Source organism: Massilia jejuensis (assembly GCF_042656795.1).
Lineage (GTDB): Bacteria > Pseudomonadota > Gammaproteobacteria > Burkholderiales > Burkholderiaceae_D > Telluria > Telluria jejuensis.
Genome location: NZ_JBHSMS010000053.1, coordinates 1 through 25,955 on the forward strand (window position 1 = coordinate 1; position 25,955 = coordinate 25,955).

The 25,955-nt window shown below is 63.2% G+C and carries 23 protein-coding genes; 5 read left to right on the forward strand and 18 right to left on the reverse strand.

Annotation, left to right across the window (positions count from 1 at the left end; all coding sequences use genetic code 11):
* A partial coding sequence (locus tag ACFPOU_RS16365; RefSeq protein ID WP_379723419.1) for a putative bifunctional diguanylate cyclase/phosphodiesterase occupies positions 1-779 on the forward strand: 779 nt, incomplete at its 5' end.
* A gap of 254 nt (positions 780-1,033) precedes the next feature.
* Positions 1,034-1,150, forward strand: a complete 117-nt coding sequence (locus tag ACFPOU_RS23860; protein ID WP_465263291.1) for a transposase family protein — start codon at positions 1,034-1,036, stop codon at positions 1,148-1,150.
* An 87-nt stretch (positions 1,151-1,237) separates the two neighbouring features.
* On the opposite strand, the gene ACFPOU_RS16370 is transcribed toward ACFPOU_RS23860, so the two are convergent.
* Positions 1,238-1,723 carry a hypothetical protein gene (locus ACFPOU_RS16370; protein ID WP_379723422.1) on the reverse strand — a complete coding sequence of 162 codons (486 nt, stop codon included), beginning with the start codon at positions 1,721-1,723 and terminating at the stop codon, positions 1,238-1,240.
* A 75-nt stretch (positions 1,724-1,798) separates the two neighbouring features.
* Positions 1,799-2,044, reverse strand: a complete 246-nt coding sequence (locus ACFPOU_RS16375) for a hypothetical protein (protein ID WP_379723425.1) — start codon at positions 2,042-2,044, stop codon at positions 1,799-1,801.
* Between the two features lie 237 nt (positions 2,045-2,281).
* Here ACFPOU_RS16375 and ACFPOU_RS16380 point away from each other — a divergent pair, with 237 nt between their 5' ends.
* On the forward strand, positions 2,282-3,262 hold the full coding sequence (locus ACFPOU_RS16380; protein ID WP_379723428.1) for an MBL fold metallo-hydrolase: 981 nt from the start codon (positions 2,282-2,284) through the stop codon (positions 3,260-3,262).
* On the opposite strand, the gene ACFPOU_RS16385 is transcribed toward ACFPOU_RS16380, so the two are convergent.
* Positions 3,259-4,539, reverse strand: a complete 1,281-nt coding sequence (locus tag ACFPOU_RS16385) for a family 1 glycosylhydrolase (protein ID WP_379723431.1) — start codon at positions 4,537-4,539, stop codon at positions 3,259-3,261. The genes ACFPOU_RS16380 and ACFPOU_RS16385 overlap by 4 nt on opposite strands.
* A 278-nt stretch (positions 4,540-4,817) precedes the next feature.
* On the opposite strand from ACFPOU_RS16385, the gene ACFPOU_RS16390 reads away from it, so the two are divergent.
* Together ACFPOU_RS16390 and ACFPOU_RS16395 are read left to right on the forward strand one after the other, a co-directional pair.
* On the forward strand, positions 4,818-5,948 hold the full coding sequence (locus ACFPOU_RS16390) for a polysaccharide biosynthesis/export family protein (protein WP_379723434.1): 1,131 nt from the start codon (positions 4,818-4,820) through the stop codon (positions 5,946-5,948).
* Positions 5,949-5,963: 15 nt separating this feature from the next.
* Positions 5,964-8,246: a polysaccharide biosynthesis tyrosine autokinase gene (locus ACFPOU_RS16395; RefSeq protein ID WP_379723437.1), complete on the forward strand. Its 2,283-nt coding sequence runs from the start codon at positions 5,964-5,966 to the stop codon at positions 8,244-8,246.
* Positions 8,247-9,036: 790 nt separating this feature from the next.
* Here ACFPOU_RS16395 and ACFPOU_RS16400 read toward each other — a convergent pair.
* The 15 genes from ACFPOU_RS16400 to ACFPOU_RS16470 form a co-directional block, all read right to left on the reverse strand.
* On the reverse strand, positions 9,037-10,224 hold the full coding sequence (locus ACFPOU_RS16400) for an acyltransferase family protein (protein ID WP_379723440.1): 1,188 nt from the start codon (positions 10,222-10,224) through the stop codon (positions 9,037-9,039).
* A 36-nt stretch (positions 10,225-10,260) separates the two neighbouring features.
* On the reverse strand, positions 10,261-10,863 hold the full coding sequence (locus ACFPOU_RS16405; RefSeq protein WP_379723443.1) for a phosphatase PAP2 family protein: 603 nt from the start codon (positions 10,861-10,863) through the stop codon (positions 10,261-10,263).
* 12 nt (positions 10,864-10,875) lie between these two features.
* The gene (locus tag ACFPOU_RS16410) at positions 10,876-11,466 is read right to left on the reverse strand and encodes a sugar transferase (protein ID WP_379723446.1); all 591 of its coding nucleotides are present in this window, start codon (positions 11,464-11,466) and stop codon (positions 10,876-10,878) included.
* On the reverse strand, positions 11,460-12,644 hold the full coding sequence (locus ACFPOU_RS16415; RefSeq protein ID WP_379723449.1) for a DegT/DnrJ/EryC1/StrS family aminotransferase: 1,185 nt from the start codon (positions 12,642-12,644) through the stop codon (positions 11,460-11,462). Before ACFPOU_RS16415 ends, ACFPOU_RS16410 begins: the two co-directional genes overlap by 7 nt.
* Before the next feature lie 2 nt (positions 12,645-12,646).
* Entirely contained in the window at positions 12,647-13,882 is a 1,236-nt protein-coding gene (locus ACFPOU_RS16420; protein WP_379723665.1) for a glycosyltransferase family 4 protein, read from the reverse strand.
* Positions 13,879-14,664, reverse strand: a complete 786-nt coding sequence (locus tag ACFPOU_RS16425) for a hypothetical protein (RefSeq protein ID WP_379723452.1) — start codon at positions 14,662-14,664, stop codon at positions 13,879-13,881. The genes ACFPOU_RS16420 and ACFPOU_RS16425 overlap by 4 nt, the downstream gene beginning before the upstream one ends.
* The gene (locus tag ACFPOU_RS16430; RefSeq protein WP_379723455.1) at positions 14,661-15,353 is read right to left on the reverse strand and encodes a hypothetical protein; all 693 of its coding nucleotides are present in this window, start codon (positions 15,351-15,353) and stop codon (positions 14,661-14,663) included. The genes ACFPOU_RS16425 and ACFPOU_RS16430 overlap by 4 nt, the downstream gene beginning before the upstream one ends.
* 252 nt (positions 15,354-15,605) lie before the next feature.
* On the reverse strand, positions 15,606-16,706 hold the full coding sequence (locus tag ACFPOU_RS16435; RefSeq protein WP_379723458.1) for a glycosyltransferase family 4 protein: 1,101 nt from the start codon (positions 16,704-16,706) through the stop codon (positions 15,606-15,608).
* Positions 16,633-17,883 (reverse strand): hypothetical protein, encoded by a 1,251-nt coding sequence (locus ACFPOU_RS16440; protein WP_379723461.1) that lies wholly within the window; start codon positions 17,881-17,883, stop codon positions 16,633-16,635. Before ACFPOU_RS16440 ends, ACFPOU_RS16435 begins: the two co-directional genes overlap by 74 nt.
* Positions 17,880-19,130 (reverse strand): lipopolysaccharide biosynthesis protein, encoded by a 1,251-nt coding sequence (locus tag ACFPOU_RS16445; protein WP_379723464.1) that lies wholly within the window; start codon positions 19,128-19,130, stop codon positions 17,880-17,882. The genes ACFPOU_RS16440 and ACFPOU_RS16445 overlap by 4 nt, the downstream gene beginning before the upstream one ends.
* Complete coding sequence (locus tag ACFPOU_RS16450; protein WP_379723467.1) at positions 19,127-20,254, reverse strand: DegT/DnrJ/EryC1/StrS family aminotransferase; 1,128 nt, start codon at positions 20,252-20,254, stop codon at positions 19,127-19,129. The genes ACFPOU_RS16445 and ACFPOU_RS16450 overlap by 4 nt, the downstream gene beginning before the upstream one ends.
* Before the next feature lie 11 nt (positions 20,255-20,265).
* Positions 20,266-20,871, reverse strand: a complete 606-nt coding sequence (locus ACFPOU_RS16455; protein ID WP_379723470.1) for an acyltransferase — start codon at positions 20,869-20,871, stop codon at positions 20,266-20,268.
* 1 nt (position 20,872) lies between these two features.
* Positions 20,873-21,934, reverse strand: coding sequence for a Gfo/Idh/MocA family protein (locus tag ACFPOU_RS16460; protein WP_379723473.1), 1,062 nt, complete (start codon positions 21,932-21,934; stop codon positions 20,873-20,875).
* Between the two features lie 20 nt (positions 21,935-21,954).
* Positions 21,955-23,283, reverse strand: coding sequence for a nucleotide sugar dehydrogenase (locus ACFPOU_RS16465; RefSeq protein WP_379723476.1), 1,329 nt, complete (start codon positions 23,281-23,283; stop codon positions 21,955-21,957).
* 48 nt (positions 23,284-23,331) lie between these two features.
* On the reverse strand, positions 23,332-25,266 hold the full coding sequence (locus ACFPOU_RS16470; protein WP_465263290.1) for a polysaccharide biosynthesis protein: 1,935 nt from the start codon (positions 25,264-25,266) through the stop codon (positions 23,332-23,334).
* Positions 25,267-25,955: the final 689 nt, after the last annotated feature.

Below are 25,955 nucleotides of genomic sequence, written 5' to 3' on the forward strand. Positions count from 1 at the left end.
CGCTTCACAAACGCAATTATCTAACCACCAATTCTGGCCCCGCACACAGAATTCCTGACAGGTCCCTCGAATATCAGCCCAAGCTCAACCTGGAGAAGAACCGCATCGTCGGTTGCGAGGCGCTGCTGCGCTGGCAGAGTCCTGAATTCGGCCGGGTCATGCGGAACGACTTCATTCCTCGTCTTGAAGAAACTGGTGGCATTGTAGCGGTGGGGAACTGGGTAATTCGCACTGCTGTCGATCAAGCAAAGACATGGCTTGATCACGGCCACCTCATTGCCGTGTCAGTCAACGTATCGGCGCTGCAGTTTAGGCAAGCAGGACTGGTCGAGCAGGTGGTCGCCATGCTGAATGCGTCTGGCCTGCCACCTGCGCTGCTTCAGGTCGAGATCACCGAAAGTCTTCTCATGAAGGACGCTGACAAAAGCGAAGCCATCATGCGCGAACTGATGAAGGTTGGCGTTAATGTGTCGCTAGACGACTTTGGCACTGGTTATTCATCGCTCAGCTACCTGCGTCGTTTCCCAATTAGCGAGCTCAAGATCGACAGATCGTTCGTCATGGATATAGGGACGAACGAGACCGCAGCTCAAATCGTCAAGACGGTGATCGATCTCGGGCATGCCCTGGGGATGAAAGTCACTGCCGAAGGCGTGGAAACTGACAAACAGCGAAATGAACTTCAAAGCCTTGGATGCAATGAAATTCAAGGCTACGTGCTCTCCCGGCCACTGCAAAAAGACGCATTTGAAGCGCTGATCAACATGGTGCGGCCATAGCGCGCTCCTCCGGCTGGAGCATGCGCATGGACGCTGGCGTCGATACAGACTGGCTGGCCAGGCCGCTGCCCGAATCGGTCTAAGTACTCGCCCAAAAATAAATGTGCTTTTGGCTGCCAGAACCGGCGCGTTGCTGCGTTGGCCCCTGTCCGCTTGCGGTGCTTGCAGTGCTCGCACTGCGGCGCACTCGCCGCCTTGCACCGCATCCGGTTCTGTTTGCCAAAATTCACATTTATTTCCGGTCGTGTACTTAGCTGGCGCTCGATCCGGTGGGCATGCGCACCGGCATCGACGGCCTGTCCCTGCGCGTGAAGCAGGCGCCGGGCCGCGTGCCCTGCGACGGCACGGCCTACGTGTACACTCACCGGTGAGGTAGCCTTCGGCGATTCGGTCACTGCCGGCCACACCGTATTGATCACCAGTTCCTCATGGAGCACCGCGCGCGTGCGTTCCTGCGTTCAGCGCACCGGTCCCGGCGCCTGGTTCGACACATGCTTCGCAAACGCCTTGGCCAGCACCGCGTGCCGGTGCTCGAAGAACAATTTTACGAACCAGCCCACCAGCGGCCCCGCCACGCGCGGCGAGAAGGTGAGGTTGTCGGTGACGGTCGCACCGCCAGCCGTCGGCGTGACGATGCGCTCGTGACGCCAGGAACGCATGGATAGCAGAGGCGATTGCTCGACGAAACGGCGGCCAGGGTCGAGTTCGACGAAGGTCAGCTTCGACATGTCGATCGGGAAGATTCCAAGCAACAGGAACTGGCAGCGGCAGAGCGGCTTGTCGAGGGTGGTGTCTTCGCCGATATGGGTCATGCCTTTTGGAAAAGTAATCTTCAGGACTGGCCACATCTCGGCCTTGATGCCCTTGATGGAAGTCGACCAGTCCCAGACTTCTTTGGCGGAAGCAGGAACGGTCGTCGTGAATGTATGTCGTACTGTTGCCATCGGGCCTCCGCTGTTCAAGGAGTCCATTGTCGGCACAAGTGTGACATCGGTCCGTTAGCCAGTTCGCAGTTCGAATCAGTTTTTCAGCCAATAAAATGTAAAAATGCTTGTCGCGTTTTTACCGTACTTTACGTTTTTTCCAGAATCACGATGTGTGGATGCCTTCGGACTTTTCGGATTCCACCGTCGCGCCTGCGCATTGCGCATGATTAGCAATCGTCCTGGCGCGAATGAAACCGTATGGACGGCTCCGGCCAGCTTGTCGTCACCGATCTGGTCTCCTTGCTCGCCAGTGCCGTAACCGGCGAAGTGATCGACCATGCGCACCGTGTGGAAGGGGCCACTGGTCTGGCCAGCGCCTGGCCGTCGGTCCGAGCAAATGCGCCGTGCGTCGCGCGCGCGAACAGCGTTACAAGACGAAAGAATGAATATGATGGATCGGTTCGCTTGCGAGACTGTTATCTGTCTGGTAACGAACGACACCGGGATGGTCTTTATGATAACGTCTTGCGATCTTGTTGCCCGCCGCGAGCGGGTCTGGCCATTTACGGAGTCTGTATGCGTGTTTATCGTTTGCTGGGAAGCGTGGCCCTGCTGGCCGCGTTCGGGATGTCGGTCGCGGGTCCCGCGCAGGCACAGAACGCGATGCAGGCGGCCGTGCCGCAAGCGGACACCTTTACTCTCAAGCTGCCCCCGGGCGACCCGGCGGCCGCCGCCGCGCAAACGGGGACGATGCAATTCATCGGCACCGCGACCGTCCTGATCCGCTACCAGGGCCTGACCATCCTCACCGACCCGAATTTCGTGCACAAGGGCGAGCACGTGCACCTTGGCTACGGGCTGACCTCGCAGCGCCAGACCAACCCCGCCATCGAATTCGACAAGCTGCCGCCGATCGACCTGGTGATCCTGTCGCACATGCACGACGATCACTTCGACAAGCTGGTGCAGGAGCGCCTGAATCGCAACACGCCGATCGTGTCCACGCGCGAAGCGAGCGAAGGTCTCAAGCGCCTGGGTTTCCAGCAGCGTTTCGCATTATCGGACTGGGACCGGCTCGAGGTGAGCAAGGGAGAAGCGCGCCTGCGCATCACCGCGGTTCCCGGCCGTCACGGCGCGGCCGGCGTCTCGGTGCTGTTGCCGACGGTGATGGGCAGCGTGCTCGATTTCGGCGCGAATGCCGATGTCCCGGATTACCGCATGTATATCAGCGGCGATACCCTGGTCTACGACGACATCCACACGATTGCGCAGCGCTATCCCGGTATCGACCTGGCCCTGCTTCACCTGGGCGGCACGCGCATCCTGGGCACGTTCAAGGTGACCATGGATGGCAAGGACGGGGTGCAGATGATGCAGATCGTCAAACCAAAAAAGACGGTCCCGATCCACTACAACGACTACGACGTATTCAAGTCGCCACTCTCCGAATTCGCGCGCGAAGTGAAGGCGGCGGGGCTGGACGAAGGTGTGGTCTACCTTGCGCACGGCGATACGTATACATTCACGCCGCGCAAAGCGCCCAAGCCCGCGCCCTAACCCTGGATGGCGCCGCTGGCCGGCGATTCGGGGTCGAGCGAGGTGATTTCGCCGCCGAATTCGTGTGGCATGACGATCGGCACCTGCAGGCAAATGCTCTTGGTCGGAAGCACGGCTTCCCAGTCCTTGACAAGTTCCCGGTAGGCGACGCCGACCGGACGAATTTTGCGGTCGAGGTCGAACAGGCCGAGCGCATTCACATTCCCATTGTTCCTGCGCAGCGCGCTGTCCCAGTCGACCTGGTCGGTCAGCGAATACCAGGTGAAGCCGATCAGCGGTACCCCGTTGTTACGCACCCGCAGCACATTCGCCCATTCCTTCTTCAGCCAGTAGACGGCTTCGTCGCCGGCCGGCCCCTGGCACAAGTTCGTTTCCGTGTGCATCACGGGCAGCCGGTAGCGGTTGTAATACTGGTGGGTGATGACGGCATAGCCGAAGATTTCGCCGGCGGCGCGTGTCATGCCGTCGGCAGAAACGTAGTGCTCGTTGGTCCGGTAGTAGTCGTTGCCCATGATGCAGTGATGCTTGAGATTGTGGCTTAGGAAAAAATGGTATTCGTCGCGCCGCATCCCGTTGTCGAGCAGGTATTCGTACATGTCCGAATCGACGCGCCGGCCATAATTCAAGTCGAGGGCCAGGAAGCGGCGCGCGTTGTTGAACTCGGCCAGGCGGATCGCGTCGGGTGACTCGGCGTGAAAGTACTCGGTCGATTCGCTCTGGATGAACAGCGCATCCGGGCGCACCTTGATAATGGCGTGCATGGCCAGGATGTTCGCCTTGACCAGGTGCTTGATCGCGGTGACGAAGGCAGTGTCGCTGCGCTGTTGCTCGTTCCACCAGCCATACAGGGCTGAAAAGACTGCGCAGATCCACATTTCGTTGATCGGGGTATACATCTGTACCCAGGGGTAGCGCCGCGCGAACGCTGCCGCGTAATCCGCAAAGAGGGAAGGGAAGTCGGGATTCTGGAAGTTGCCGATCCAGTCGGGCAAGCCGAAATGGCACAGGTCGACGATCGGCACGATATTGCGCCGCCGCAGTTCGGCAAAGGCGAGGTCGGCGAATTCCCAATCGAACCGATTCGGGCCAAGGTAGGTACGGTACAAAGGCGGGCCATAGCGCAGCACGCCCAAACCCAGCTCCCTGACCAGCTCGAAATCGCGCTTCCAGTATTGATAATGGCCGCATTTATCGAGCTCATCCATGCGGACGCGACCGCCCTCGATGGTCGGATTACTGTTCTCGATCCCGGTTGCAAAGATGAAACCCGCGTGCATACGGTTGCCTCCGTCGGTAGCAGGATGTCTCAGTATGGTCCACCGCCGAGACAATTGCTAGCGGACGCAAGCGTTCGTCGTGCAAGCCAGCACCCCCGGCCGGACGCCGGCGCGCGGGCACGCGCTTCGATTGCATGCACCTGCCGCGCCAGCCACCGTTGCGCAAGCGCTCGTCCAGCCTGAGCCTGCCGTTTGATATGCAGCAAAGCCGCCTGTGATGGACACCGTACGCTGAGTTAGTCAGCCGTAGAACGACAGTCCATTTCATAGGCAAAGTCATGAATTTACCAACAGAAATTTTGCGTTGGCGTATCGTCGCCGCGGCAGGTGTGCTGCTCCTGGCCGGGTGCTCGACCGGCTTGCAGTTTCGTTCCGAGGACAGCAAGGGCAGCACCGAGCCGCCGCCGCCGACCGAAATGATTACGGAGCAACTAATCGCGGCCGAGAAGCAAACCAATGCGCGCCAGGGCGACCAGGATTTGTCGCGCCTGGTCGTCTCGCATCCTCCGCCGTATGCGATCGGACGCGGCGACGTCCTCTCCATCGTGGTCTGGGATCACCCCGAGCTGGCCGGCGGCGGCATGACAGCCGCCACCGCCGCAGCCGATGCCAACGGCACGAATGCCAGCGCCGCGGCAAACGTCCCGCAGCCGGGCTTCGTGGTCGACCACCAGGGCCGCATCCAGTTCCCGTTCGCCGGCCTGCTGCCGGTCGAGGGGCTGACCGAGGAAGCGGCGCGCGCGCTGCTGACGCAAAAGCTGGCGCGCTACATCGCCAACCCGAACATCACGCTGCGAGTCCAGTCCTACCGCAGCAAGCGGGTGTACATCGACGGCGAGGTCAAGCAGCCCGGCCTGCAGGCCATCAACGACATTCCGATGACCCTGGTCGAGGCACTGAACCGCGCCGGCGGCCTGCTGCCCACCGCCGACCAAAGCCGCATCGCCCTCGAACGCGGCGACGAGCGCTACCGCATCAACCTGCGTGACCTGGTCCAGAGAGGCATCAATCCCGGCAATATCATGCTGGCCCCGGGCGACGTCGTGCGCGTGCACTCGCGCGACGAGAGCAAGGTCTTCGTTTCCGGCGAGGTCGTGACGCCGAAGGCGCTGACCATGCACAACGGCCGCCTCACGCTGAACGAGGCGCTGGGCGAGACGGGCGGCATCAGCCCGCTGAGCGGGGACGCGCGCCAGATCTACGTGGTGCGCAAGACGCCCGAACGCACGCGCGTATTCCAGCTCGACGCGCGGCTTGCCGGTTCCCTGGCCATGGCCGAGTCCTTCGAGCTGCGGCCGAAGGACGTGGTCTATGTCGCCGCGTCGCCGCTGGCGAACTGGAACCGCCATCTCAGCCTGCTGTTCCCCGGTGCGCTCACCTCCGCGGTCGGCGTCACCAATCGCCCCTGAGCACTGGAGACGACCATGACCAAACCCGCCGATCACCTGCCGCTGACCCATGTCGCCCACAGTCCGCCGATCCTGAGCGTGCCCTTCGACCCACGGCCGCCGCTCACGAACGCCGACGAGCCGACGGTCGACCTCAAAGGACATTTCAACACCCTGTACGACAACCGCTGGCTGATCGGCGGCATCACGGCGCTGATCACCCTGATCGCCGTGCTGTATGCGCTCGTCGCGAAACCCGTCTACGAAGCCAACCTGATGATCCACGTCGAGGAAGAAAGTCCGAATGCCTCGAAGAACATCCTGAGCGAGGCGTCCTCGCTGTTCGAGACCAAGAAGGCCGCCATTGCCGAAATGGAGCTTCTGCGTTCGCGCATGGTCGTCTCGCAAGCGGTCGACAACCTGCAGCTCTACATCGAAGTGCAGCCCAAGTATTTCCCGGTCGTCGGCTTCTGGTTCGCCAACCAGAACAACGGCGCGCTTTCGACGCCCGGGCTGTTTGGCTACGGCGGCTATGTCTGGGGCGGCGAAAAGGCCGAGGTCACGGTCTTCGACGTGCCCGAGAGCTGGCTCAACCGCGATTTCACGATCACGGCGCGCGGCATCAACCGCTACCACTTTTCCGGCGGCGGCCAACGCCTCGCTTTCGACGGTACGGTCGGCCAGCGCTACCGGGTGCCGACGCCGGACGGTACCATGGAAATCAAGGTCGACCGGCTGTTCGCCAATCCTGGCGCGCGTTTCAGGCTGAAACGCAAGTCGCGCCTGGGCACTATCCAGGCGATCCAGACGGCCATGGTGATCACCGAGCAGGGCAAGCAGTCCGGCGTGATCGAAGTCAAGCTGCAGGGCGAGCACGCCAAACGCATCAACGCCTTGCTGAGCGAGATCGGCCGCGAATACATGCGCCAGAACCTGGCGCGCAAGACCGAGGAAGCGGAAAAATCGCTGGCCTTCCTGAACAAGCAGCTGCCGATCCTGAAGCGCCAGCTTGAGCAATCCGAAGACCGCTACAACCAGTTCCGCAATTCGCACGGTACGGTCGACCTGCGCGAGGAAGCGCGCGTCAGCCTGGCGCAGGCAACGGCGGCGCGCGCGCGCCGCATCGACCTGCTGCAAAAGAAAACCGAGCTGCTCGCGCGTTTCACGGAAGACCATCCGATCGTCGCCGCGATCAACCGCCAGCGCAAGGAAGTCGACGCCGAGATCGCCGAGATCGCTGCCCGCATCAAGACCCTGCCGGTGCTCGAGCAGGACGAGGCGCGCCTGACGCGCGACATCAAGGTCAATACCGACCTGTACACGGCGCTGTCGAACACGGCGCAACAGCTGCGGCTTATTTCTGTCGGGCGGGTCAGTAACGTGCGGCTGGTCGATGCGCCGATCGCGCCGGAAAAGCCGCTCAAGCCGAATCGTCCGCTGATCGTCGCCCTGGCCGTCATCACGGGGCTCTTCCTGGGGACGCTGCTCGCATTCGCACGCAAGGCTTTGCAGGGCGGTATCGACGACCCGCAGAAGATCGAACGCCTCCTCAATGCGCGCGTCGTCTACGCGTCGATCCCGCACAGCGGCAACCAGGACAAGTTGCTGCGCAAGGCGCGCGGCGAGACGGCGCCGCTGCCCTTGCTGGCCCAGATCATGCCGGAGGATCCGGCAGTGGAAAGCCTGCGCAGTTTCCGCGCCGCCCTGCAGTTCGCGATGCCGCACTTCAAGAACAACATCGTGATGTTTGCCGGCCCCACGCGCTCGCTAGGTAAATCCTTTATCGCAGCCAATTTCGCGGCCGTGATGGCATCGAGCGGCAAACGCGTGCTCCTGATCGATGCCGACTTGCGCAACGGGCACCTGCACCGCTATTTCGGCATCGGCCGCGAGCGCGGCCTGTCGCGCTCGATCATCGGATCGATGCCGGTCGAGGACATCATCCACCACGATGTGATGGACAACCTCGACTTCATTCCCACCGGCGAGCTGCCGCCCAACCGCTCCGAATTCTTGCAGCACCTGAATTTCAGAGCCCTGATCGAGTCGGTCAGCAGCCATTACGACCTGGTCCTGCTCGACCCGCCGCCGGTACTGGCGGTTGCCGACGCACTGGTCGTTGGCGCTTATGCCGGCGCCGTGTTCATCGTCGCGCGTGCCGGCGTGACAACCGAGGGGCAGATCAACGAGTCGGTCAAGCGCTTGAACCAGGCCGGTATCTCGCCACAAGGCGTGCTCTTCAACGACATGGCCTTGCGCCTCGGTTCGAACGCCGCGCAATACGGTGGAACGGCAGCGCAGATCGGTTACGTCGCCTAGGGCCGACCCGCTGGCCGGATAGCCCGGCATTGCAGGCCGTGGAGAAAAACGTCGTGGCAAGCATGCTCTCCACGCGCCTGCATGACTGCAAACGGACGGGTGTCTCGAACGGCCAGCCTGTTCCGGGCAGTGCCCGTCGAACGATCATAGGCGTTTCCTGACCTTGGCCCAGTGCGCGTGCATCGCGAGCAGTACCGACAGGCGACCTGCAAGCCATCGCATCGATCTCCCAGCCGCGCGGCGCGCCGCTGGGACGCCGGCATTTTACGAACACGGCGATCTGCCGCCGACCGCCTGACGATTCACTCCCGCCTAAGAACCTATCTCAGCAGGAAGGAGGAAGTCGATGACGATGCACGGCAGTCGGGAGCAAGGCGCGAGAAGGCCGCGTAGCGCGCCAGACAACGACGAGCAACGCAGCACCCGCTTGTCAGGCGCGTCAGCAACGACTCACTTCCTGCTGGGATAGGTTCTAGGTACTCGACCGGCACTCGACATGAATGTTAAGCCGGCCTCGCAGGCCGGCTTGCGAAGGCCAATCGGCGTCTTTGTACGGAAGCGGCACCACGAAAGTGGCACCACCGAAGTGCCATGAAGCGACAGGAAGGAGCAGGAAGCGACGGGAACGACAGGATGGTTCGATGAGACCGCTGGTGTCGCCTTATGTACCGAGACAGTGTTACCCAGGTCCCGGAACCATGCAGCAGGCTACGCCCGCTACGCGTGAATGCCGAAAGCCCTTCATCCACGCGCCTGCCGGCACGTGGATGCGGCGGGGCCAATCACCGATTCAGTCGGCTGAGAAGATGATGGGCGTCGCCGGCTTTGGGCTGGCCGGCAGCAGCAGACGTTTTGCGAAGCGGCGGACACGGTAGGTGTTGCGCTCGAAAACCAGGTAGGACAGGTAGCTCGCTCCCAGCAGGATGCCGAGCATGATGAAAAAAATCGCAAAGTCGGTCAGGCTGGCGGGGATGAGCTTTTCGCGGCCGAACTGCGTCAGCCCGATATGCTGCAACAGGTCGATCACCGGAACGTGCAGGACATAGAGCGTGAAGGAAAACTCGGATAACCATTTGCCGAAGGAAGCGACGCGCTGCAGGATGGGCGATGGGCCGATCGGCATGTGCATGGCTGCCAGCAGGACGACGACAGGCAAGGTGCAGATCAGGTCCTGGCCGAACGATTCGGGCAGGATGTCGTCGTTGACGCCGTTGATGCGGAAGTACACCGATAATACGACAGCAAACGCCAGGAGCAGCATGCGCATGCCGAAGCTGCTGTCGACGCGGATGCGCGAGAAGGCAGCCCCGAGCAACCAGATGCCAAAATACAGGGTCATCACATAGGGAAGCCAGGCGACGGTGAGCGCCAACAGGGCCGCACAGGCAGCCTGCTGGAACAGGCCGCGGCCGGTGAAGATCATCAACAGCAGTGGGAACTGAATGTAATACCATGTCTCGTTCGCGAGGCTCCAGAGCGGATAGTTGCCGCCAAAACGCTCCACGGTAATTGTCTGCAAGCCGAGCAGGTTGCCGACGAAGGTGCCCGCCGAGAACTCCCCTGGGGAGCCGAATCCCGCCGGTTCGGTCGTTGCGGCGCCGGTGATCAAGCCGATGCCGATCATGATGACCAGGGTCGGCACCAGCACCGTCCACAAGCGTGTGGCGCGGTCGATGGCGTAGGCGCGCAAGGCGCGCGATTGACCGATCTTGTCGAGCAGGCTGCCGCCGACGAGCCAGCCGCTAATCATGAAAAATACCATGACGGCCTGGTGCGCAAAGCCCGTGAAGAAGGCGAGGGCCATGTAAGCGAGGCCTGGTTCCTCGAGTCCGCGCAAGCCGGGATAGACTTCGGCGCGCAGGTGCGCGGCGGCCACCTGGAGGGACGCCACGCCCCTGAGCAAATTCATCAGCAGCGACTGCATCGTGTTCTCGCTGAGCTGGCTCTGTCGCTGCCAATGGAAGGATAGGGCTTGCATTGTCGTTCTCCTGTCGAATTGAAGGGCTGGTGCCGGTCAGCCGCAGCTGTCCCAGCGAAACGGGTAGCGCTTGCCGGACAAGGCAAGGGCAACCTTGATCATCCAGTAGCCCACGTGCGCCTGTTGCATGGCGAAGGCGGTCGCGCCATATGTAAGCAGGGCCGATGCCAGGCCTGCCGGGAGCGACGGCATGGGCACGGTGCGGGCAATCCTGAGCATGGCGCCGCTGGCGGCCGCGCCGACGAGCCAGCCGGCGCACGCCTCGGCGGCCGTATGTTCGTCCGTTACGACCAGCATGGCGGCGAGCGCTGCGCCAAGCGCAAGGCCGAGCGCGGCGCCGATGGCGGCCGCCGGCGCCGGGCAGCGCCGCAGCAGCAAGTAGAGCAGCACGGGAAAAACCGTGGTCGCACCGGCGGCATGCCCGCTGAACGCCTGGAAGCGCAGGGCCGGGATACCGGTGCCCCAGCCAAGGAAGGCAACCTTGCTGATGCCGACGATGCCCAGTGCCGCGACGAACAGGATCAGCCAGTAGCCGGCTGCACGCCAGTCGCGCGCCGCCAGCAGCCAGGCCGCGATGGCGCTGGCAAGGGGCAGCGTCAGCGTCAGGTTGCCCAGGTGGAGAAAAGCGAGCGAGGACATGGCCTGGATGCGTCAGCGGGCAATGGCGCACAATGTGCGCAAGATGATCTTCAAGTCGACCCAGAACGTGCGCTCGCGGACGTAGCGCACGTAATATTCGAGCTTGGTGGGCAAGATGGTGTCGATATAGGCCTGCTCGGGATCGAGCGCCGCTCCCAGGATGGCGTTTTCGTCCTTGAACAGGATCGAAGCCCAGTCGGTGATGCCTGGCTTGACCGAGAGTACCAGCGCGCGCTCGCGTGCCGGATAACAGGCGACGTAGCGCGGCACTTCCGGGCGTGGACCGACCAGGCTCATGGTGCCGTGGATCACGTTGAACAGCTGCGGAAGCTCGTCGAGCTTGTATTTGCGCAGGATGCGGCCTGCGCGCGTGATGCGCGCATCGCGTCCCACTGTCAGCAGGCGCCGCGGATCGGTCCGCGCCGACATCGTGCGAAATTTCAGGATGGCGAAGGGCACGCCGTGCCGTCCTACCCGGACCTGGCGAAACAGCACCGGTCCCGGCGAATCGAGCCGGATCCAGAGCCCGATCGCGGCCAGGAGCGGCGACAGCAGCAGCACGCCGATCGTGGCCGCGCACAGATCGAAGACGCGCTTCAACATGGCAGCAGCGAATGCAGTGCGTCGATCACGCGCTCCTGGTCGACGCCGCGCATGCGCGTGTACAGGGGCAGCGTGAGCATCGCGTCGAAGGCGGCGTCGGCGACCGGGAAACTCGCCGCTTCCGGGACACAGTGATCGCGCCAGTAGGGCTGGCGGTGCAAGGGAATGAAGTGCACGCTGGTACCGATGCCCAGTTCGGACAGCCGCACGATCAGTTCATCGCGGCGCAGCGGTGCATCCTTGTGCAGGCGCACGACGTACAGGTGCCAGGCATGGGTGCTGTCGCCCACGGGCCGCGGCGGCAGGATCAGGGGCAGGTCCGCCAGGGCTGCGTCGTAGCGCGCTGCCAGCAGCTGGCGCTGCCCGAGGAAGCGGTCGATCTTGCGCAGCTGCTCGATGCCGATGGCGGCCGCGATGTCGGTCAGGTTGTACTTGAAGCCGGCCGCGACGACTTCGTAGGACCACGCCGGCGTCTTCGACACATAGCGGTCGAACGCGTCCTGGCTAATGCCATGCAGGCGCATCAAGCGGATGCGGCGTGCCAGCGCCGCGTCGCGCACCACCACCATGCCGCCTTCGCCGGTGGTCATGGTCTTGTTGGCGTAGAAGCTGAAGACGGTGATATCGCTCTCCAGTGTGCCCACCAACCGGCCTCGATAGCGGGTCGGAAAGGCATGCGCCGCATCCTCGACCACGCGCAAGCCGTGGCGGCGCGCCAGCGCAAGGATGGTGTCCATGTCGCAGGCCAGGCCGGCGTAGTGCACCGGAACGATGGCGCGCGTACGCGGCGTGAGCGCGGCTTCGACGGCCCGCGGATCCATGTTCAAGGTGGCGGCATCGACGTCGACCAGCACTGGCTGCGCGCCCAGGTAGCGTACGACCTCGGCGGTGGCGGTGAAGGTCAGCGTCGGCACGATGACTTGGTCGCCCGGTCCGATGCCGAGGCTTTCCAGGGCCAGGTGCAGCCCCGCGGTGGCGGAGTTGACGGAAATGGCCTGTACCTCGGCGCCGAGGTAGTCGCGAAACGCCGCTTCGAAGCGGCGTGCCGTCGGCCCGGTGGTCACCCAGCCCGAGCGCAGGCATTCGACGACGGCGGCGATTTCCTCCTCGCCGATGTCGGGCAGGGCGAAGGGCAGGAAGGGAGCGACGGCTGGTTCGGCAAGCTGGTGGTCATCCATGTTCAGTCTCCTGCGCATGCGGTCAAGAATCGTTGCCCGAGGACCGGGTAGGTGAGGTGATCGAGTGCGTAGCGCTGGCCGCGCAAGCCCATGGCTTCGCGCTCGGCCGCGCTGCTGCCGGCCAGCCGTACGAAGGCGGCGGCCAGCGCATGCGGGTCTTCGGGTGCGAGCGTGATGCCGCAACCGGCGTCGGCAACCGGGTCGTTGCCCGCTTCGACGGCGTGCACGACCGGACGCGCCGCCATCATGTAGTCGATCAGCTTGTTCGGCGCGATGCCGAAGCGGTACAGCGGCTGGCGCTGCCAGCCGATGTACGCGAGGTCGAAGCGGCGCAGCAGCGCCGGCACTGCGTGTTTCGGAACCGGATCGAGGAAGTACACGTGATGCAGTCCCATCGCCTGGACCCGCCGCTGCAGCCGCTGTTTTTCCGGCCCGCTGCCCGCCAGGACGAACGCGATGCGCCGCCCGCGCAGCAGCGCAGCCGCATCCAGCAGGGTGTCGAGCGCGTTCGCCAGGCCATGGGTGCCGGCGTAGCCGACCACGCAGTCGGCCGCCGCCCGGGCTTTCGCGAGGTCGCGCTCGAGCTGCGGCGCGAGGGCCGGCTCGGCGCCGGTCCACTCGGCCGGATCGGCGCCGTTCGGGACGATGTGCAGTTTGTGTGGCGCCATGCCATGCGCCTCCAGGTGCTCGCGCACCTTCGGCAGGATCGAGACGACGGGGTCGGCATGGCGGCAGGCATGGTTTTCGGCCGCCTGCAGCAGCATGATGAAGGGATGCCAGCGCGAATAGCCGCCCAGCTCCATCGGCGAGAGCGGCCACAGGTCGTGCACTTCGAACAGCAGGCGGGCGCCGGCCAGGCGCGCGATCCGGCGCGCAGGCCAGATGTCGAGCGGATACGTGCTGGACGCAATCACGACATCGGGTCGTGTTTCGCGCGCCAGCGTGCGTCCCGCGCGCGCCAGTCGCCACAGGAAGCCGAGCATGTTGACGATGCGCCCGGCGCCGTTGCCGCGATAGGCGGGCGTGGCGAACCAGCTGTAGTCGACCCCGTCGATGTTCTGGTCGAACCGTGTGCGCCCTTCCATGTCGGGCGCCTGCGCGCGGATGTGCGAGTGCGAAGCGGCGACGATGCGTACCCGGTGTCCCAGCCGCACCCATTCGCGCGCCAGGTAATACGGCCGAAATTCCATCCCGTGGCGCACCGAACCCGCGTAATGGTTGATCAGCAGGATATTCAGGCGCGCCATGCGACCTCCTCGGCCAGGCGCCGCAGGTTGCAGCGCGTCGTTTCCGCCCAGTTGGTTTCCCATTGGAGCGGATGGGTCAGGAAGCAGATGCGTTCGTGGCGGCCAAGCGCGTCGAACGGCGAAAGCGGCGTGTAATACAGTGGATGCTCGCGGTCGCTGATGTACATGTCGAAGTGACGCAGCAATTCGCTGTCGTAGGATTCACACTCGATGCCGCAGCGACCGCGCAATTGCGCGTCGCGCAGCAATTCGTGGTTGATGACTTTCAGGCGGCGATTGGCGAAATCGCCGTGGCTGGCCACTGTGACCATTCGCAGCCCGAGGCGTTCGGTGATGCTGGTGAAATTGCGGAGGAATTGCTCGCGAATTTCCGGGAAACGGCGCCGGATCTCGTGGGGACAGCGGATTCGATGACGCTTGGCGTAATCGGCCACTTCCTCGTAGTGGTAACTGGCTTCGCTGCCAGCAGCCTCGATCTCGCGCATGAAGCCGAAGTCGAGGGTCGTCAGGCGGAAGTAGTAGCTGGCGTGGACGCCGTATTTTGCTTCGAGCGCGAACATCTTCTTTGCCGTGCGCAGGTCGCTGTCGATATCGTGGCGGTGCACCAGGACCCTGCGCGGCGCACCGTGTGGCGATGCGAGCTCGCGGTGAAAATTGCGGACGGAGGTCTGGACATAGCCCGCATCGCCCGCCCGCTTGAGCAGGGCCTCGTAGATGCCCAGGCGCGACGGCATCAGGTAATCGGCGTAGATCCGGTTCAGGAAGCTGGTCATTGGAGGGCGTATTTCGCGCGGTAGGGACGGAAGCCGAGGATCTTCTTGAAAGTCTGCATGCCGGGCTGGGCACCGAAGAAGGTGTCGTACATCAGGTAGCGCACGCGCTGCTCGCCGATCAACTCGGAAACGATGCCGACCACCATCATATGCATGATGCCGTCATTGTTACGGATGCCGATCAGCTGGGAAAAGGAAGCAAAATTTCCGTAGTGGCCGAGATTGGCATAAGCGACCAATCGGCCCTCGGCACTGAATACGCCGTAATAACGGAAATGGCTGAGTGTATCGAAACGCGCGGGCTTTTCGCGGTAGTTCGCATCCATTGGCCGGCCCTGGCGTTCTTCCAGCGAGGTATTGATGGCGTAGATATCGTCGATATGGGCATTGCGGTCGATCCGGCGCAATTGATAACCGCGCCCGCGCGCGCGTTTGGCGTGGTAAGCGCCTGCGTTCTTGCCCTTGATTAGTTCCAGATATTGATCTTCGCTGCGCAGGCTGCCCAGGTCGAGCAATGCCGCACCGATCGTTTTATGCCGGATGAGCTTGTAGCGTGGATGAGGCTTGGTGTAATACCGGTAGGCGGCGCGAATGTCGGCGGGGCCGAGCGCTTCATGAAAATGCAGCTCGGCCACGGGAAGGCGCAGTATTTCAGTAAGTAGCCTGTAATGGTGTGAAATGGGTTTCATGTTTTGTAGGCTCGACGAAATGAATACACGATAAGACCGAATACCATTGCACTTATTGAAAAGGATTAAATGAGGCGGAACCCTGGAACAATATTTTTATTGCGATTGATACCTCGTTTATTCGATTCCTACAGAAATTTTCTTATCTGAATTAATCTCGCTTCGATATCCCTTTGCGCTGTCTGGTCCGGTATGGCGCTGTACCGCGATCCAGGGACGCCCGGGCGCCAAGCACGGGGGTCGTTGAAACGGCTATACGCTTTCGTAAAAGGCGATCAACTTTCTCGATTCGCGCAGCCAGTTGTATTGCTGCTCGACCGCACGGCGGCCGTTTTCGCCCATGCGTGCCGCCAGTGCCGGGTGCAAAACCAGGTGATCGATGGCGGCGGCAATGGCAGCCGGGTCGCCCGGATCGACACAGACGCCGCAGCCATGGCGCTCGACGATGTTGCGCCACAGGGGAAAGCGCGAAGCGATCACGGGAATGCCGGCCGCCATGTACTCGAACATCTTGACCGGCAGGGCGTCGAGATAATTGGCGACGGGATGCAGCGTCACCAGACCGGCGACGGCGCGCCGCATGACGCCGCTGACGCCGGCGCGGTCGAGGTAGCCGTGGCGCAGGATCCGCTCCCATCCTGGGTAGCCGCGCACTTCCGATTCGAGTGCCGGTTCGGCGAACTGGCCGGCCAGCGACAGTTTGGCCTGTGAGCGCAGCAATGCACAGGCGTGGACCAGTTCGCGTATTCCGCGGATCGCCGAGATGCCGCCGACGTAGCAGACTTCGTCGGCCTTGTCGCCCCAACCCGCATCGCCATCGAATTCGCTGACGAGGGGGTAGTTGTTGATGTCGATCGAACGGGTATTGATGTGCGCGAACTTGTTGCGGATGGTTGGCGTTGCCGCGATGACGCCGTCGAAGCGGCGGCAGGCGAAACGTTCGTAGGCGCCGAACGAATTCGACAACAGACGCGCGGACCCCTTGCCCAGGTAAGGCTTGGACAGCAGTTGCGTCGGCACGTCTTCGTGCGAATCGAAGATGACCTTGCGTCCCATGCGCTTGAGCCTGAGCCCGACCGGAATCAGTTCCGGGTCATGCAACTGGTAGACCTCGGCATCGGCCGCGAGCGCGGCCTCGAACACCCGGCGCGTGGTGCGCAGCATACGGTTCACCCGGCCCGCGAGGCGGCCGACGTCGACGATCCGCACGCCGTCGCGCTGCGCAGGCCCCTCGCCGTCCGCGACCACCAAGGTCACATCGAAGTCGTGCGCCGCCAGGCTACGGCATTGCTTGACGAAGATCCGGGTGTCGTGACGCGGGTGGGCGGAGGTCAGGTGTGCGATTTTTCGCATATTTCCTCTCATAGAAGTAGCGGGAGCTGGCGCCGAGCGTGGCGCCGATGAGCATGTCGGTGAAGTAATGCGAGGTCAGCAGGAGTAAGACGGTGACGCAGGCCATTGAAAAGCCCAGCAGGAAAATCCCGCAGTGACGCGGCGCAAAATATTCGCGGATGAACATCGGGACGATCGGCACGACGGTGATCAGGATCAGGTAAGCGATTCCGAAAAAGCCGAGATCGACCCAGGCCGAGAGCACGTTGTGCGAATAATAGCCGGGCTTGTAGCTGGCGTAGTCGCCCAGCAAGGGGTGGGCCAGGATGGTCTGGACCGCATGCACAGTCAGGTGATGCCGCTTGCTGGCCGAGGTCGATTGCGACAGGTCGAGCAGTTCGAGGATGCGGTTGGCCGGCAACGCGGCCAGGATGCGGTCGAAGTACAGGTGGATGACGAAGAACAGGATGATTCCGCACAGCAGGAAATGCAGCTTGTGACGGGAGTAATAGAACTCGATGATGGGAATGGCGAACATCAGAGCGGCGAATTCACTGCGGGCCGTGTTCAGGAACAGGGTCGTCGCACCCATCGCGTGCAGCAGCAGGCGTAACGGCAGCCAGCGGGTGAATGCGATCACGGCCAGGAAGGTAATCAGGTAGGAGCGGGCAAACCCCTGGTAGGTCGCCAGGGCGTCGGTATCCTTGGCAATGCCCATCGCTCCAAGGTAGAACACGCCGTCGACCGAGTACGACAGGGCGATCGCCCCCATTCCGGCCAGGCTGAGCACGCCGACGACGCGAAAGGGCACGCTGTCGAAATCGAGGAAGCTTGCGATCACGAACATGTTGAAGATGAACAGGATGCCGAGCATGTGATTACTGACGATCGTTCGGTTGGCGCCGGCCGCGGCATTGACCAGGATGACCGCGACGAAATAAATCAGGAACAGGCACAAGTGCAGGTCGACGGCATGGAAGCGGCGCGGATCGCGTTGCATGCGCTTGAGGTAGATCAGCCCCAGCGGCAAGGCGAACATCAGGGACACTGGAGCGAAGTAACCGCCGAGAAAGGCACCGGTCAGGCCTGTGCCGAGCAGCGTGTGATAGAAGAAAAATCCTGGGAACAGCATGAAGAATGCGGCAAGCAGGATGCGCTGATCGCGCCGGGCGGCCTTGAGCGAGCGGGCGGACGTCATGCGGCCGCCAGGCGGTTCTGGGAGCACTGCCACGACATGCGCAGGTACACCAGGTAGAGGCTCGAATAGCCGATCGCGAACCAGCGCAAGTTGTCGTGCAGCGAACCCGGCCACAGGAAGGCGGCGATCGTCACGGCGCACAAGGTCAATTGCCACCACAGGTCGACGTTTTGCTTGCCTGTGACGAAGAACACATAGCTGAGCGGGCTGGCGACGAAATTAAGGAAATACAGCGGCGCCAGGATCTGCGCCATCTCGCCCGCCTCGCGCCAGGCTGGACCGAATACCCAGGCAAACAGCTGGGGCGAAAGGAACAGGAGTAGCAGCGAAGGCGCCAGGCCCAGCAGAATCAATACCTTGAAGGTATAGCGGTAAGCCTGCTTGCAGTGGCCGAGCGTTTCGAATTCGTGCACCGATTGGCGCTTGAACACTTCGAGCACCGAGGCTGCCAGCAGCGAGATCGGCGCGGCCAGCACGCGCTGGGTCAGGGCATACAGTCCGGCGGCGAGGGCGCCGTGGCGCATCCCGATCAGAAACAGCGGCAACTGGCCCACCACGTTGTTCAGGAGGTTCGAAGGCAGAGCGTAGCGCCAGAATTTGCGGTGGCGGACCAGATAGGCGCGTGCCTGGGCACCGAGGATCGGTTCGAAGCGCGCCGAGGGCGGACGCAGCAGCTGGCGTGCCGCCAGCAAGCCGATGCTCAAGCCGATCAACTGACCTGCCAGCAAGCCCAAGCCGCCGATGCCGCTCGCGAGCAACAGCAACTGCGCGACCGCGATGGTGCCGGCACCCCATACCTTGGCGCGCGCGGCCTTGCCGAAGGCATTATGCGAAGTGGCATAGGCGAGCGTCGTCTGCATGTTGGCCGTCAGCCAGGTGCCCAGGCCCACGGTCAGGAGCGCCGGCCAGGACAGTTGCCTGATGGCGGGCACGCCGACCAGGTGAGCCAGCGTGGTCAGTGCCGTGACGATCAGAGCGGTGATGGTGGCGGTGTACAGCACGAGGCCGAAGCAGACGCGCTGCTGTTTTGTTTCGTGGTCGAGAATCATTGCCGTTTCCATGCGCAGGGTGGCGCCGATGGCCGCCATCGCAACCAGGCCCAGCCAGAGGCTGAACGCGCCCATCTCGGCGGGCGTGCACATGCGCGTGATCAACGGCGCCGCCAGCAGCGGCAGCGCCTGGGCGCCGAGAGCGCCGCCCAGCACGGTGATCACGTGCTTCCAGAAAATCGGCAATTGCAGCTTCATACCGGTTCGGATGCGAGTTCGGCCGCCGGGATGGGAACGCGCACTGCTCGCAGGAGCGACTGGGCAACCTGGCGTGCCTCGCCGTCTTCCAGGAAGGGGCTCATCGGCAGGCTCAGCACACGGGCGGCCATGATGCTCGCGATCGGGCAGGCATCGGCGCGGCTCAGGTGGGCGTAGGCCGGTTGCAGGTGCATTGGTACCGGATAATGGACGGCAGTGGGGATGCCTGCCGCATGCAGCTCGGCCTGGACGCGCTCGCGCTCCTCGACCACGACCGTGTATTGGCCGAAAGCACTGGTGCGGTCGCGCGCCTGGCCGACGAGCTGTACGCGCCCCGAAAGCAGGGCTTCGTAGCCGTCGGCGACGCGCTGGCGCTGGGCCAGCTCCCAATCGAAGCGTTCGAGCTTGGCCAGCACGATCGCGCACTGCAGCGTATCCATGCGGCCGCCGACGCCGACCCGCGTGTGCACGTAGCGGCGCGACTGGCCATGCACACGGATCTCGCGCGCTGCCGCGGCGAGCGCGTCGTCACTGGTGAACAGGGCGCCGCCATCGCCATAGCAGCCGAGCGGCTTGCTCGGGAAGAAGCTGGTGCAGCCGACCGTGGACAGGTTGCAGCTCTTGCGACCCCGGTAGGTGGCGCCGAAACTCTGGGCGCCATCTTCGATCACGGCCAGGCCGTGGCGCGTGGCGATCGCATTGATTTCTGTCATGTCTGCCGGCTGGCCGTAGAGCGACACCGGCATGATCGCGCGTGTGCGCGGGGTAATGGCTTCCTCGATCAGGCCGGGAGCAATGTTGCAGGTGGCTGGATCGATGTCGACGAACACCGGAAGGGCGCCGAGCAGCACGATGACTTCGGCGGTTGCGATGAAGGAAAACGGCGTCGTGATCACTTCGTCGCCGGGACGTATCCCAAGCGCCATCAGCGAGATCAGCAGGGCTTCGGTGCCGGAAGCGACGGTGACGCAGTGGCGCGCGCCGGTGTAGGCAGCCAGGCGCGCTTCGAGTTCGGCCACTTCGGGCCCGAGAATGTATTGGCCGTGGTCGAGCACCGCCGCGATGCGTGCGTTGATCAGTTCGCGCGAGGCCTGGTACTGGGATTTCAGGTCGATGAATTCCATGGTATCCGCTATCAAGGTTGCGCTGCGGGGACGAGCGTGCAGACGCTGTCCTGCAACAGGTAAAGGTCGCCCGTGTGGGGGCAGAGGGCTTCACCATTGCCGTCGAGGTGCAGCGCGAGGCGCTCGCCGAAGCGGCTCATCCAGCCGATCCGGCGCGCCGGCACGCCGGCCACCAGGGCGAAGGCCGGCACGTCGCGCGTGACCACGGCCCCGGCGCCGATGAAGGCGTACTCGCCGATGGTGACGCCGCAGACGATGGTGGCATTGGCACCGATGGTGGCGCCGCGCCGCACCAGCGTGCGCCGGTATTCGCTCTTGCGCTCGACCGCGGCGCGTGGGTTATGGACATTGGTAAACACCATGCTGGGTCCGCAGAAGACGTCGTCTTCAAGCGTGACAGCATCGTAGACGGACACGTTGTTCTGGATCTTGACGCGGTCGCCCATGCGCACGTCATTGCCGACAAACACGTTCTGACCGAGCGAGCAGCCGGCGCCGATACGCGCTCCGGCACACACGTGGGCGAAATGCCAGACCCGCGTACCCGGCCCGAGCCTGGCACCGGCATCGACGACAGCGCTCGGATGCACCGGCGATTCGATGGCTGGCCGGTCCATGTCAATACTCCAGCGGCAGGGCGACGCGCTTGCCGTCGCGCGCCGACATGTAGGCCGCCACCAGCACCTCGAGCGACTTGAGTCCCTCACGCCCGTCGGTTTCGGGTTCAGCCTCGCCGCGCAATACCTTGATGACGTTGTCGTAGTAGAGCGGGTGGCCGAATCCGTAGACGGAAGTCGTCTGGTAGCTGGCGTCGCGCACCTTGTCGTCATCGGCGTCGGGCTGGGCGAACTCCCATTGCTGCACTTCGTTGACGGCGACGCCGCCGATGCGGACGGTCCCGTGCTCGCCGAGGATGGTGATCGAGCCCTCCATGTTGCGCGGGTAGGTCAGCATCGTCACGTTCATCGAGCCGAGGGCGCCACTCCTCCAGCGCAGGCTGATGACGCCGGTATCCTCGACCTCGATGTTGCGTGCCAGCGTGGCCGTATAGGCTTGCAGGCTTTCAACCGGGCCGACGATCCAGTCGATCAGGTCGACGTAATGGCTGGCCTGGTTCATGAAGGCGCCGCCGTCGTATTCCCAGGTGCCGCGCCACTTGGCGCTGTTGTAGTACTCGTCGGGGCGGGTCCAGAAGACGTTCAGGTTGACCATGTAGATGCGTCCGAAGCGCTTTTTCTCGACCGCACTCTTGAGCAGCTGCAAGGTCGCATTGCGGCGGTTCTGCTTGACCACGAACAGGCGCACGCCCGCGGTGTCGGCGGCCGCGACCATGCGCTTGCCGTCTTCCCAGCGCGTGGCCATCGGTTTTTCGGTGATGATGTGGCGGCCTGCGCGGGCGATCTGGACCGTCTGCTCCGGGTGCAGGCCGGAGGGCGTCGTGACGATGAAGGCGTCAGCGTCGCAGCGGGCCAGCATCGCGTCGAGCGTGGCGTAAGCCTCCGCGCCGGTCTTGTCGGCCGCTTCGGCCAGGGCGCCTGGATCGATGTCGCAGACGCCGGCCAGCTCGCAACGGTCGCGGTGCTGGCGGATGGCGCCAAAATGGTTGTTGGCGATGCGGCCGCAGCCCACGAGGGCGAAACGGATCTTGCGGTTCGTAATGGCAGCGGGGTAGTTGCGCATGTTATTTTCCGGTGGACGGATCAGGCCTTGACGACGTTCGGGAGGCGTTCGAGGTAAACGCCGCGGGTATCGACGATCAGGTTGGCGTAGCGGCGGATCATGTCGTAATCGAATGCGCTGTGGCTGGTGGCCAGCAGTACCAGGTCGTAGGACGCGAGCGTTTCGGGCGTGAGCGTGACGCTCGAGAGTTCGAAACGGTGCTCGCGCATGCGCGGGAAGAGCGGCACGTGCGGGTCCGAGTAAGCGACGTGGGCGCCTTTGTCGCGCAGGATCTCCATCAGTTCGACCGAGGGCGATTCGCGCATGTCCTCGACATCCTTCTTGTAGGCGATGCCGAGCACCAGCACGCGGCTGCCCCGCACCGAGCGTCCACGCTGGTTCAGCGCATCGGTCACCTTGCCGATGACCCAGTGCGGCATGTCGCTGTTGATTTCGCCGGCCAGCTCGATGAAGCGGGTGTGCAAGCCGTACTGGCGCGCTTTCCAGGTGAGATAGAACGGATCGATCGGGATGCAGTGTCCGCCCAGGCCGGGACCGGGGTAATAGGCGGTAAAGCCGAAGGGCTTGGTGGCGGCCGCGCGGATCACCTCGTGGATGTCGATTTCCATCTTGTCGGCGATGATCTTCATTTCGTTGACCAGGCCGATGTTGACCGCGCGGTGGATGTTCTCGAGCAGCTTGGTCAATTCGGCGGTCCGGGTCGAGCTCACCGGCACCACGCGGTCGATCGCGGCGCCGTACAGGGTCACGCCCGCTTCCAGGCAGGCGGTGGTGCTACCGCCGCAGACCTTGGGAATGGTATGCGTTTCGAAATGCGGATTGCCCGGGTCTTCGCGCTCGGGGGAGAAGACCAGGAAGATGTCGCGCCCCACGACCAGGCCGCGCGATTCCAGCCGCGGACGCAGCTCTTCCTCGGTGGTGCCGGGATAGGTGGTGCTCTCGAGCGAGATCAGCTGGCCGTGACGCACGAAAGGCAACAGCGCATCGGTGGTGTCGAGCACGAAGGACAGGTCGGGCTCGCGGTAGGCATTGAGCGGCGTCGGCACGCAGATGATCAGGGCGTCCGGCTCGCCGGCGCGGGTGAAATCGCTGGTTGCCTCGAAGCCGCCGGCGCGGGCCGCCTCGATCGCGGCCGATGGAATATGTTCGATATAGCTTTCGCTGCGATTGAGTTTATCGACCTTGGTCCTGTCGATGTCGATTCCCAGCACCCGAAAGCCGCATGCCGCATAGCGCAAGGTCAGAGGCAGACCGACGTAGCCGAGTCCGATGATGCCGATGACCGCCGTGCGATCGCGCAGTTTGGCTGTGAGTTGCTGCAGGTGGGCCGATTGTTGTTCGTCGCGCATGTGTTCCTCGCCAACATTAGGTGGGTGGGTAAAGCCGGGCGGCCGCCGCTAGATGCGAAACGGCACGAATTTATGGATGAGGCTAAGCCGCGCCTTGCCCGCTTCGAGCTCGGGTTCGGGCGCTTGCGCCGGCGCAGGGACGGGCAGCTGGGGTGTGTATTCGCTGACGATGGCCTTGACCATCGATTCGATCATGCCGCGCTCGTGGGTTTCGCAAGCCATCATCAGGCAGGTGATGCAGGTCTCCAGCACGCTCGGCCGCAGCGCGTTTTCCTTCATGCGCATGATGCGTGGATGCTCGCTCGGGAAGACTGCGCCGTCGGTCAGCAGCTCCTCGTGCAGCTTCTCGCCAGCGAACAGGCCGACGAACTTGACTTCGATGTCGCCCTCGGGGTTCTGCGGCGTTTTTTCGGTCAGGCCCGACATGGCGAGCAGGGTGCGCGCCAGTTCGACGATGCGTACCGGCTCGCCCATGTCGAGGACGAACACGTCGCCGCCCTTGGCCATGGCGCCGGCCTGGATCACGAGCTGCGCCGCTTCCGGGATGAGCATGAAGTAGCGCGACACTTCCGGGTGGGTAATGGTCATCGGCCCGCCGCGCGCGATCTGGCGCTGGAACAGCGGGATGACCGAGCCGGACGAGCCGAGCACGTTGCCGAAGCGAACCATGCAGAAGGTGGTCTGCCCCCCATGCTTGGCGGCCGCGGCCTGGAAGATCAATTCGGCGATGCGCTTGCTGGCGCCCATGATGTTGGTCGGGCGTACCGCCTTGTCGCTCGAGATCAGCACGCAGGTCTCGACGTGGTGCGCGGCGCATGACGCCGCCAGTACCTGGGCGCCGAGCACGTTGTTGCGCAAGCCCTCGACAATGTTCGACTCGACCAGCGGCACATGCTTGTATGCAGCTGCATGGTAGACCGTGTCGATATGGCTGTCGGCCAGGATGCGCTCGACGAGGTCGGCATTGCAGACCGAGCCCAGATGGGCGTCGATGCGCAGGTCGGGAAAGCGCGTGCTCAGCTCCTGGCGGATGGTGTAGAGGGCGAATTCGGAATGGTCGAGCAGGTGCAGCCTGCTGGGAGCGAGCGTGACGATCTGGCGGCACAGTTCGCTGCCGATGGAGCCGCCGGCCCCGGTGACGAGCACGGTCTTGCCGCGTACGCAGCGGGCGAACAGGTCGAGCCGTGGCGGCACCGGCGGACGGCCGAGCAGGTCTTCGAACTTGACTTCGCGAATCGAATCGCGCGGGCGGACCCGGTCGTCGGCCAGGTCGACCAGGCGGCTGAGGATCTTGGTCGTGACGCCGGCCCCGGCCAGGCGCTGCATGATGTCGCGCAGGCGTTCCGACGGCATGCCGGGAACGGCGATGACGACGGTGCGGATGCCATGGGCGGTGACCAGGTCGGCCAGACGATCGGTATGGAACACGCGCAGTCCGGCGATGGTACGGTCGTTCAGGGCGCGCTTGTCGTCGAAGAAGCATACGGGACGGTATTCGTCGCTGTTGCGCATGGTCTGGGCCAGGCGCGCGCCGGCCTCGCCGGCACCGTAAATGGCTACCGCATCCGAGGCTGGGCGGCGGGTACTGTGCGTGCGCAGGAAATTACGCATGCCGATACGTGAAGTGACGACATAGGAAAAGACGATGAACCAGTAAATCGCCAATGCACTGCGGGGAAACATGGCGTCATTGATGGCAAACAGCACGACCGATGCGCACAATACGGCGATGCCGAGTGCGAAACCGGTGGCGCTCAATAAACGCCCGTCGATAAAACGAATGACCGCCCGATACAGGTCGGACATCGAAAATGCGGCAATCGTGACAAGGGCGACGATTAAATACGACAAGGGTCCGTAATTGGATGCCAGTTTAAGATCGCCTCCACGTAATAACATCGCGATCAGGAAACAAATCGGTAACGCAACCAGATCGATGCAGACCATCAGCGCTATTTTGGCATTCCGATGCAGCGATACCATTCCGGCGCAAAACTGGCTTAATACTCGAGTGGATGAAGTTGGCATGGTACGCGTGATCAATCCGATGGGTTGCAATGTGAGCGGTCAAAACAGAGCGCGGCTTCCCTGATTTGAGTATTAAGAAAAATGCCTTAGGAAACAATAAGCCGCTAAACAGAATGAGAGCGACATTTAGACTGAGTGTTGCTGAGTAAGTTTATTATCTGCCTCAGTCGAAATGCTGAGTTTGACCCCGCTCAACCGGTAATTCCGAATTAAAACGAAATATGCTTTTTATTTAGTTTAAGAAATGTGTTTGGGAAATAAATCAGGTGCAGGAAATTAATTGATTTCCGTTGGAAATAAAAACTGTGGAATGTGGAGAATAGAGCAAACCTCACCGTAGCCGACAAGCGGATGGGTGGACGTGCATGCGCCTAACGGACAAGCGGGCCGCCGGGCCACAGCCGACGGCGGCGGATGTCCAGCCCGGTGGAGCGGATGGGCTATCCCTCTCTATATAGAAAGGGGAGGCGCGCCCTCGGGGCGGCCGCGTCGGTCGCCCGGGGGCGCGGCTGCAGTGCCATCGGCGGGGGCACCACGTTCTCGCTCGGACGCAGGAACGCGAAGCCGGCCAGGCACTGGCCTTTCTCGCCCTTACCCGCACTGCACGTCCCAGGCTGGAGGCCGCGCGCGATGAGAGGGGCGCA

Coding starts and splice junctions, on each gene's coding strand:
- ACFPOU_RS16370 (WP_379723422.1), bottom strand. CDS start 1,723: ATGGCAACAGTACGACATACATTCACGACGACCGTTCCTGCTTCCGCC.
- ACFPOU_RS16375 (WP_379723425.1), bottom strand. CDS start 2,044: ATGGTCGATCACTTCGCCGGTTACGGCACTGGCGAGCAAGGAGACCAG.
- ACFPOU_RS16380 (WP_379723428.1), top strand. CDS start 2,282: ATGCGTGTTTATCGTTTGCTGGGAAGCGTGGCCCTGCTGGCCGCGTTC.
- ACFPOU_RS16385 (WP_379723431.1), bottom strand. CDS start 4,539: ATGCACGCGGGTTTCATCTTTGCAACCGGGATCGAGAACAGTAATCCG.
- ACFPOU_RS16390 (WP_379723434.1), top strand. CDS start 4,818: ATGAATTTACCAACAGAAATTTTGCGTTGGCGTATCGTCGCCGCGGCA.
- ACFPOU_RS16395 (WP_379723437.1), top strand. CDS start 5,964: ATGACCAAACCCGCCGATCACCTGCCGCTGACCCATGTCGCCCACAGT.
- ACFPOU_RS16400 (WP_379723440.1), bottom strand. CDS start 10,224: ATGCAAGCCCTATCCTTCCATTGGCAGCGACAGAGCCAGCTCAGCGAG.
- ACFPOU_RS16405 (WP_379723443.1), bottom strand. CDS start 10,863: ATGTCCTCGCTCGCTTTTCTCCACCTGGGCAACCTGACGCTGACGCTG.
- ACFPOU_RS16410 (WP_379723446.1), bottom strand. CDS start 11,466: ATGTTGAAGCGCGTCTTCGATCTGTGCGCGGCCACGATCGGCGTGCTG.
- ACFPOU_RS16415 (WP_379723449.1), bottom strand. CDS start 12,644: ATGGATGACCACCAGCTTGCCGAACCAGCCGTCGCTCCCTTCCTGCCC.
- ACFPOU_RS16425 (WP_379723452.1), bottom strand. CDS start 14,664: ATGACCAGCTTCCTGAACCGGATCTACGCCGATTACCTGATGCCGTCG.
- ACFPOU_RS16430 (WP_379723455.1), bottom strand. CDS start 15,353: ATGAAACCCATTTCACACCATTACAGGCTACTTACTGAAATACTGCGC.
- ACFPOU_RS16435 (WP_379723458.1), bottom strand. CDS start 16,706: ATGCGAAAAATCGCACACCTGACCTCCGCCCACCCGCGTCACGACACC.
- ACFPOU_RS16440 (WP_379723461.1), bottom strand. CDS start 17,883: ATGACGTCCGCCCGCTCGCTCAAGGCCGCCCGGCGCGATCAGCGCATC.
- ACFPOU_RS16445 (WP_379723464.1), bottom strand. CDS start 19,130: ATGAAGCTGCAATTGCCGATTTTCTGGAAGCACGTGATCACCGTGCTG.
- ACFPOU_RS16450 (WP_379723467.1), bottom strand. CDS start 20,254: ATGGAATTCATCGACCTGAAATCCCAGTACCAGGCCTCGCGCGAACTG.
- ACFPOU_RS16455 (WP_379723470.1), bottom strand. CDS start 20,871: ATGGACCGGCCAGCCATCGAATCGCCGGTGCATCCGAGCGCTGTCGTC.
- ACFPOU_RS16460 (WP_379723473.1), bottom strand. CDS start 21,934: ATGCGCAACTACCCCGCTGCCATTACGAACCGCAAGATCCGTTTCGCC.
- ACFPOU_RS16465 (WP_379723476.1), bottom strand. CDS start 23,283: ATGCGCGACGAACAACAATCGGCCCACCTGCAGCAACTCACAGCCAAA.
- ACFPOU_RS16470 (WP_465263290.1), bottom strand. CDS start 25,266: ATGGTATCGCTGCATCGGAATGCCAAAATAGCGCTGATGGTCTGCATC.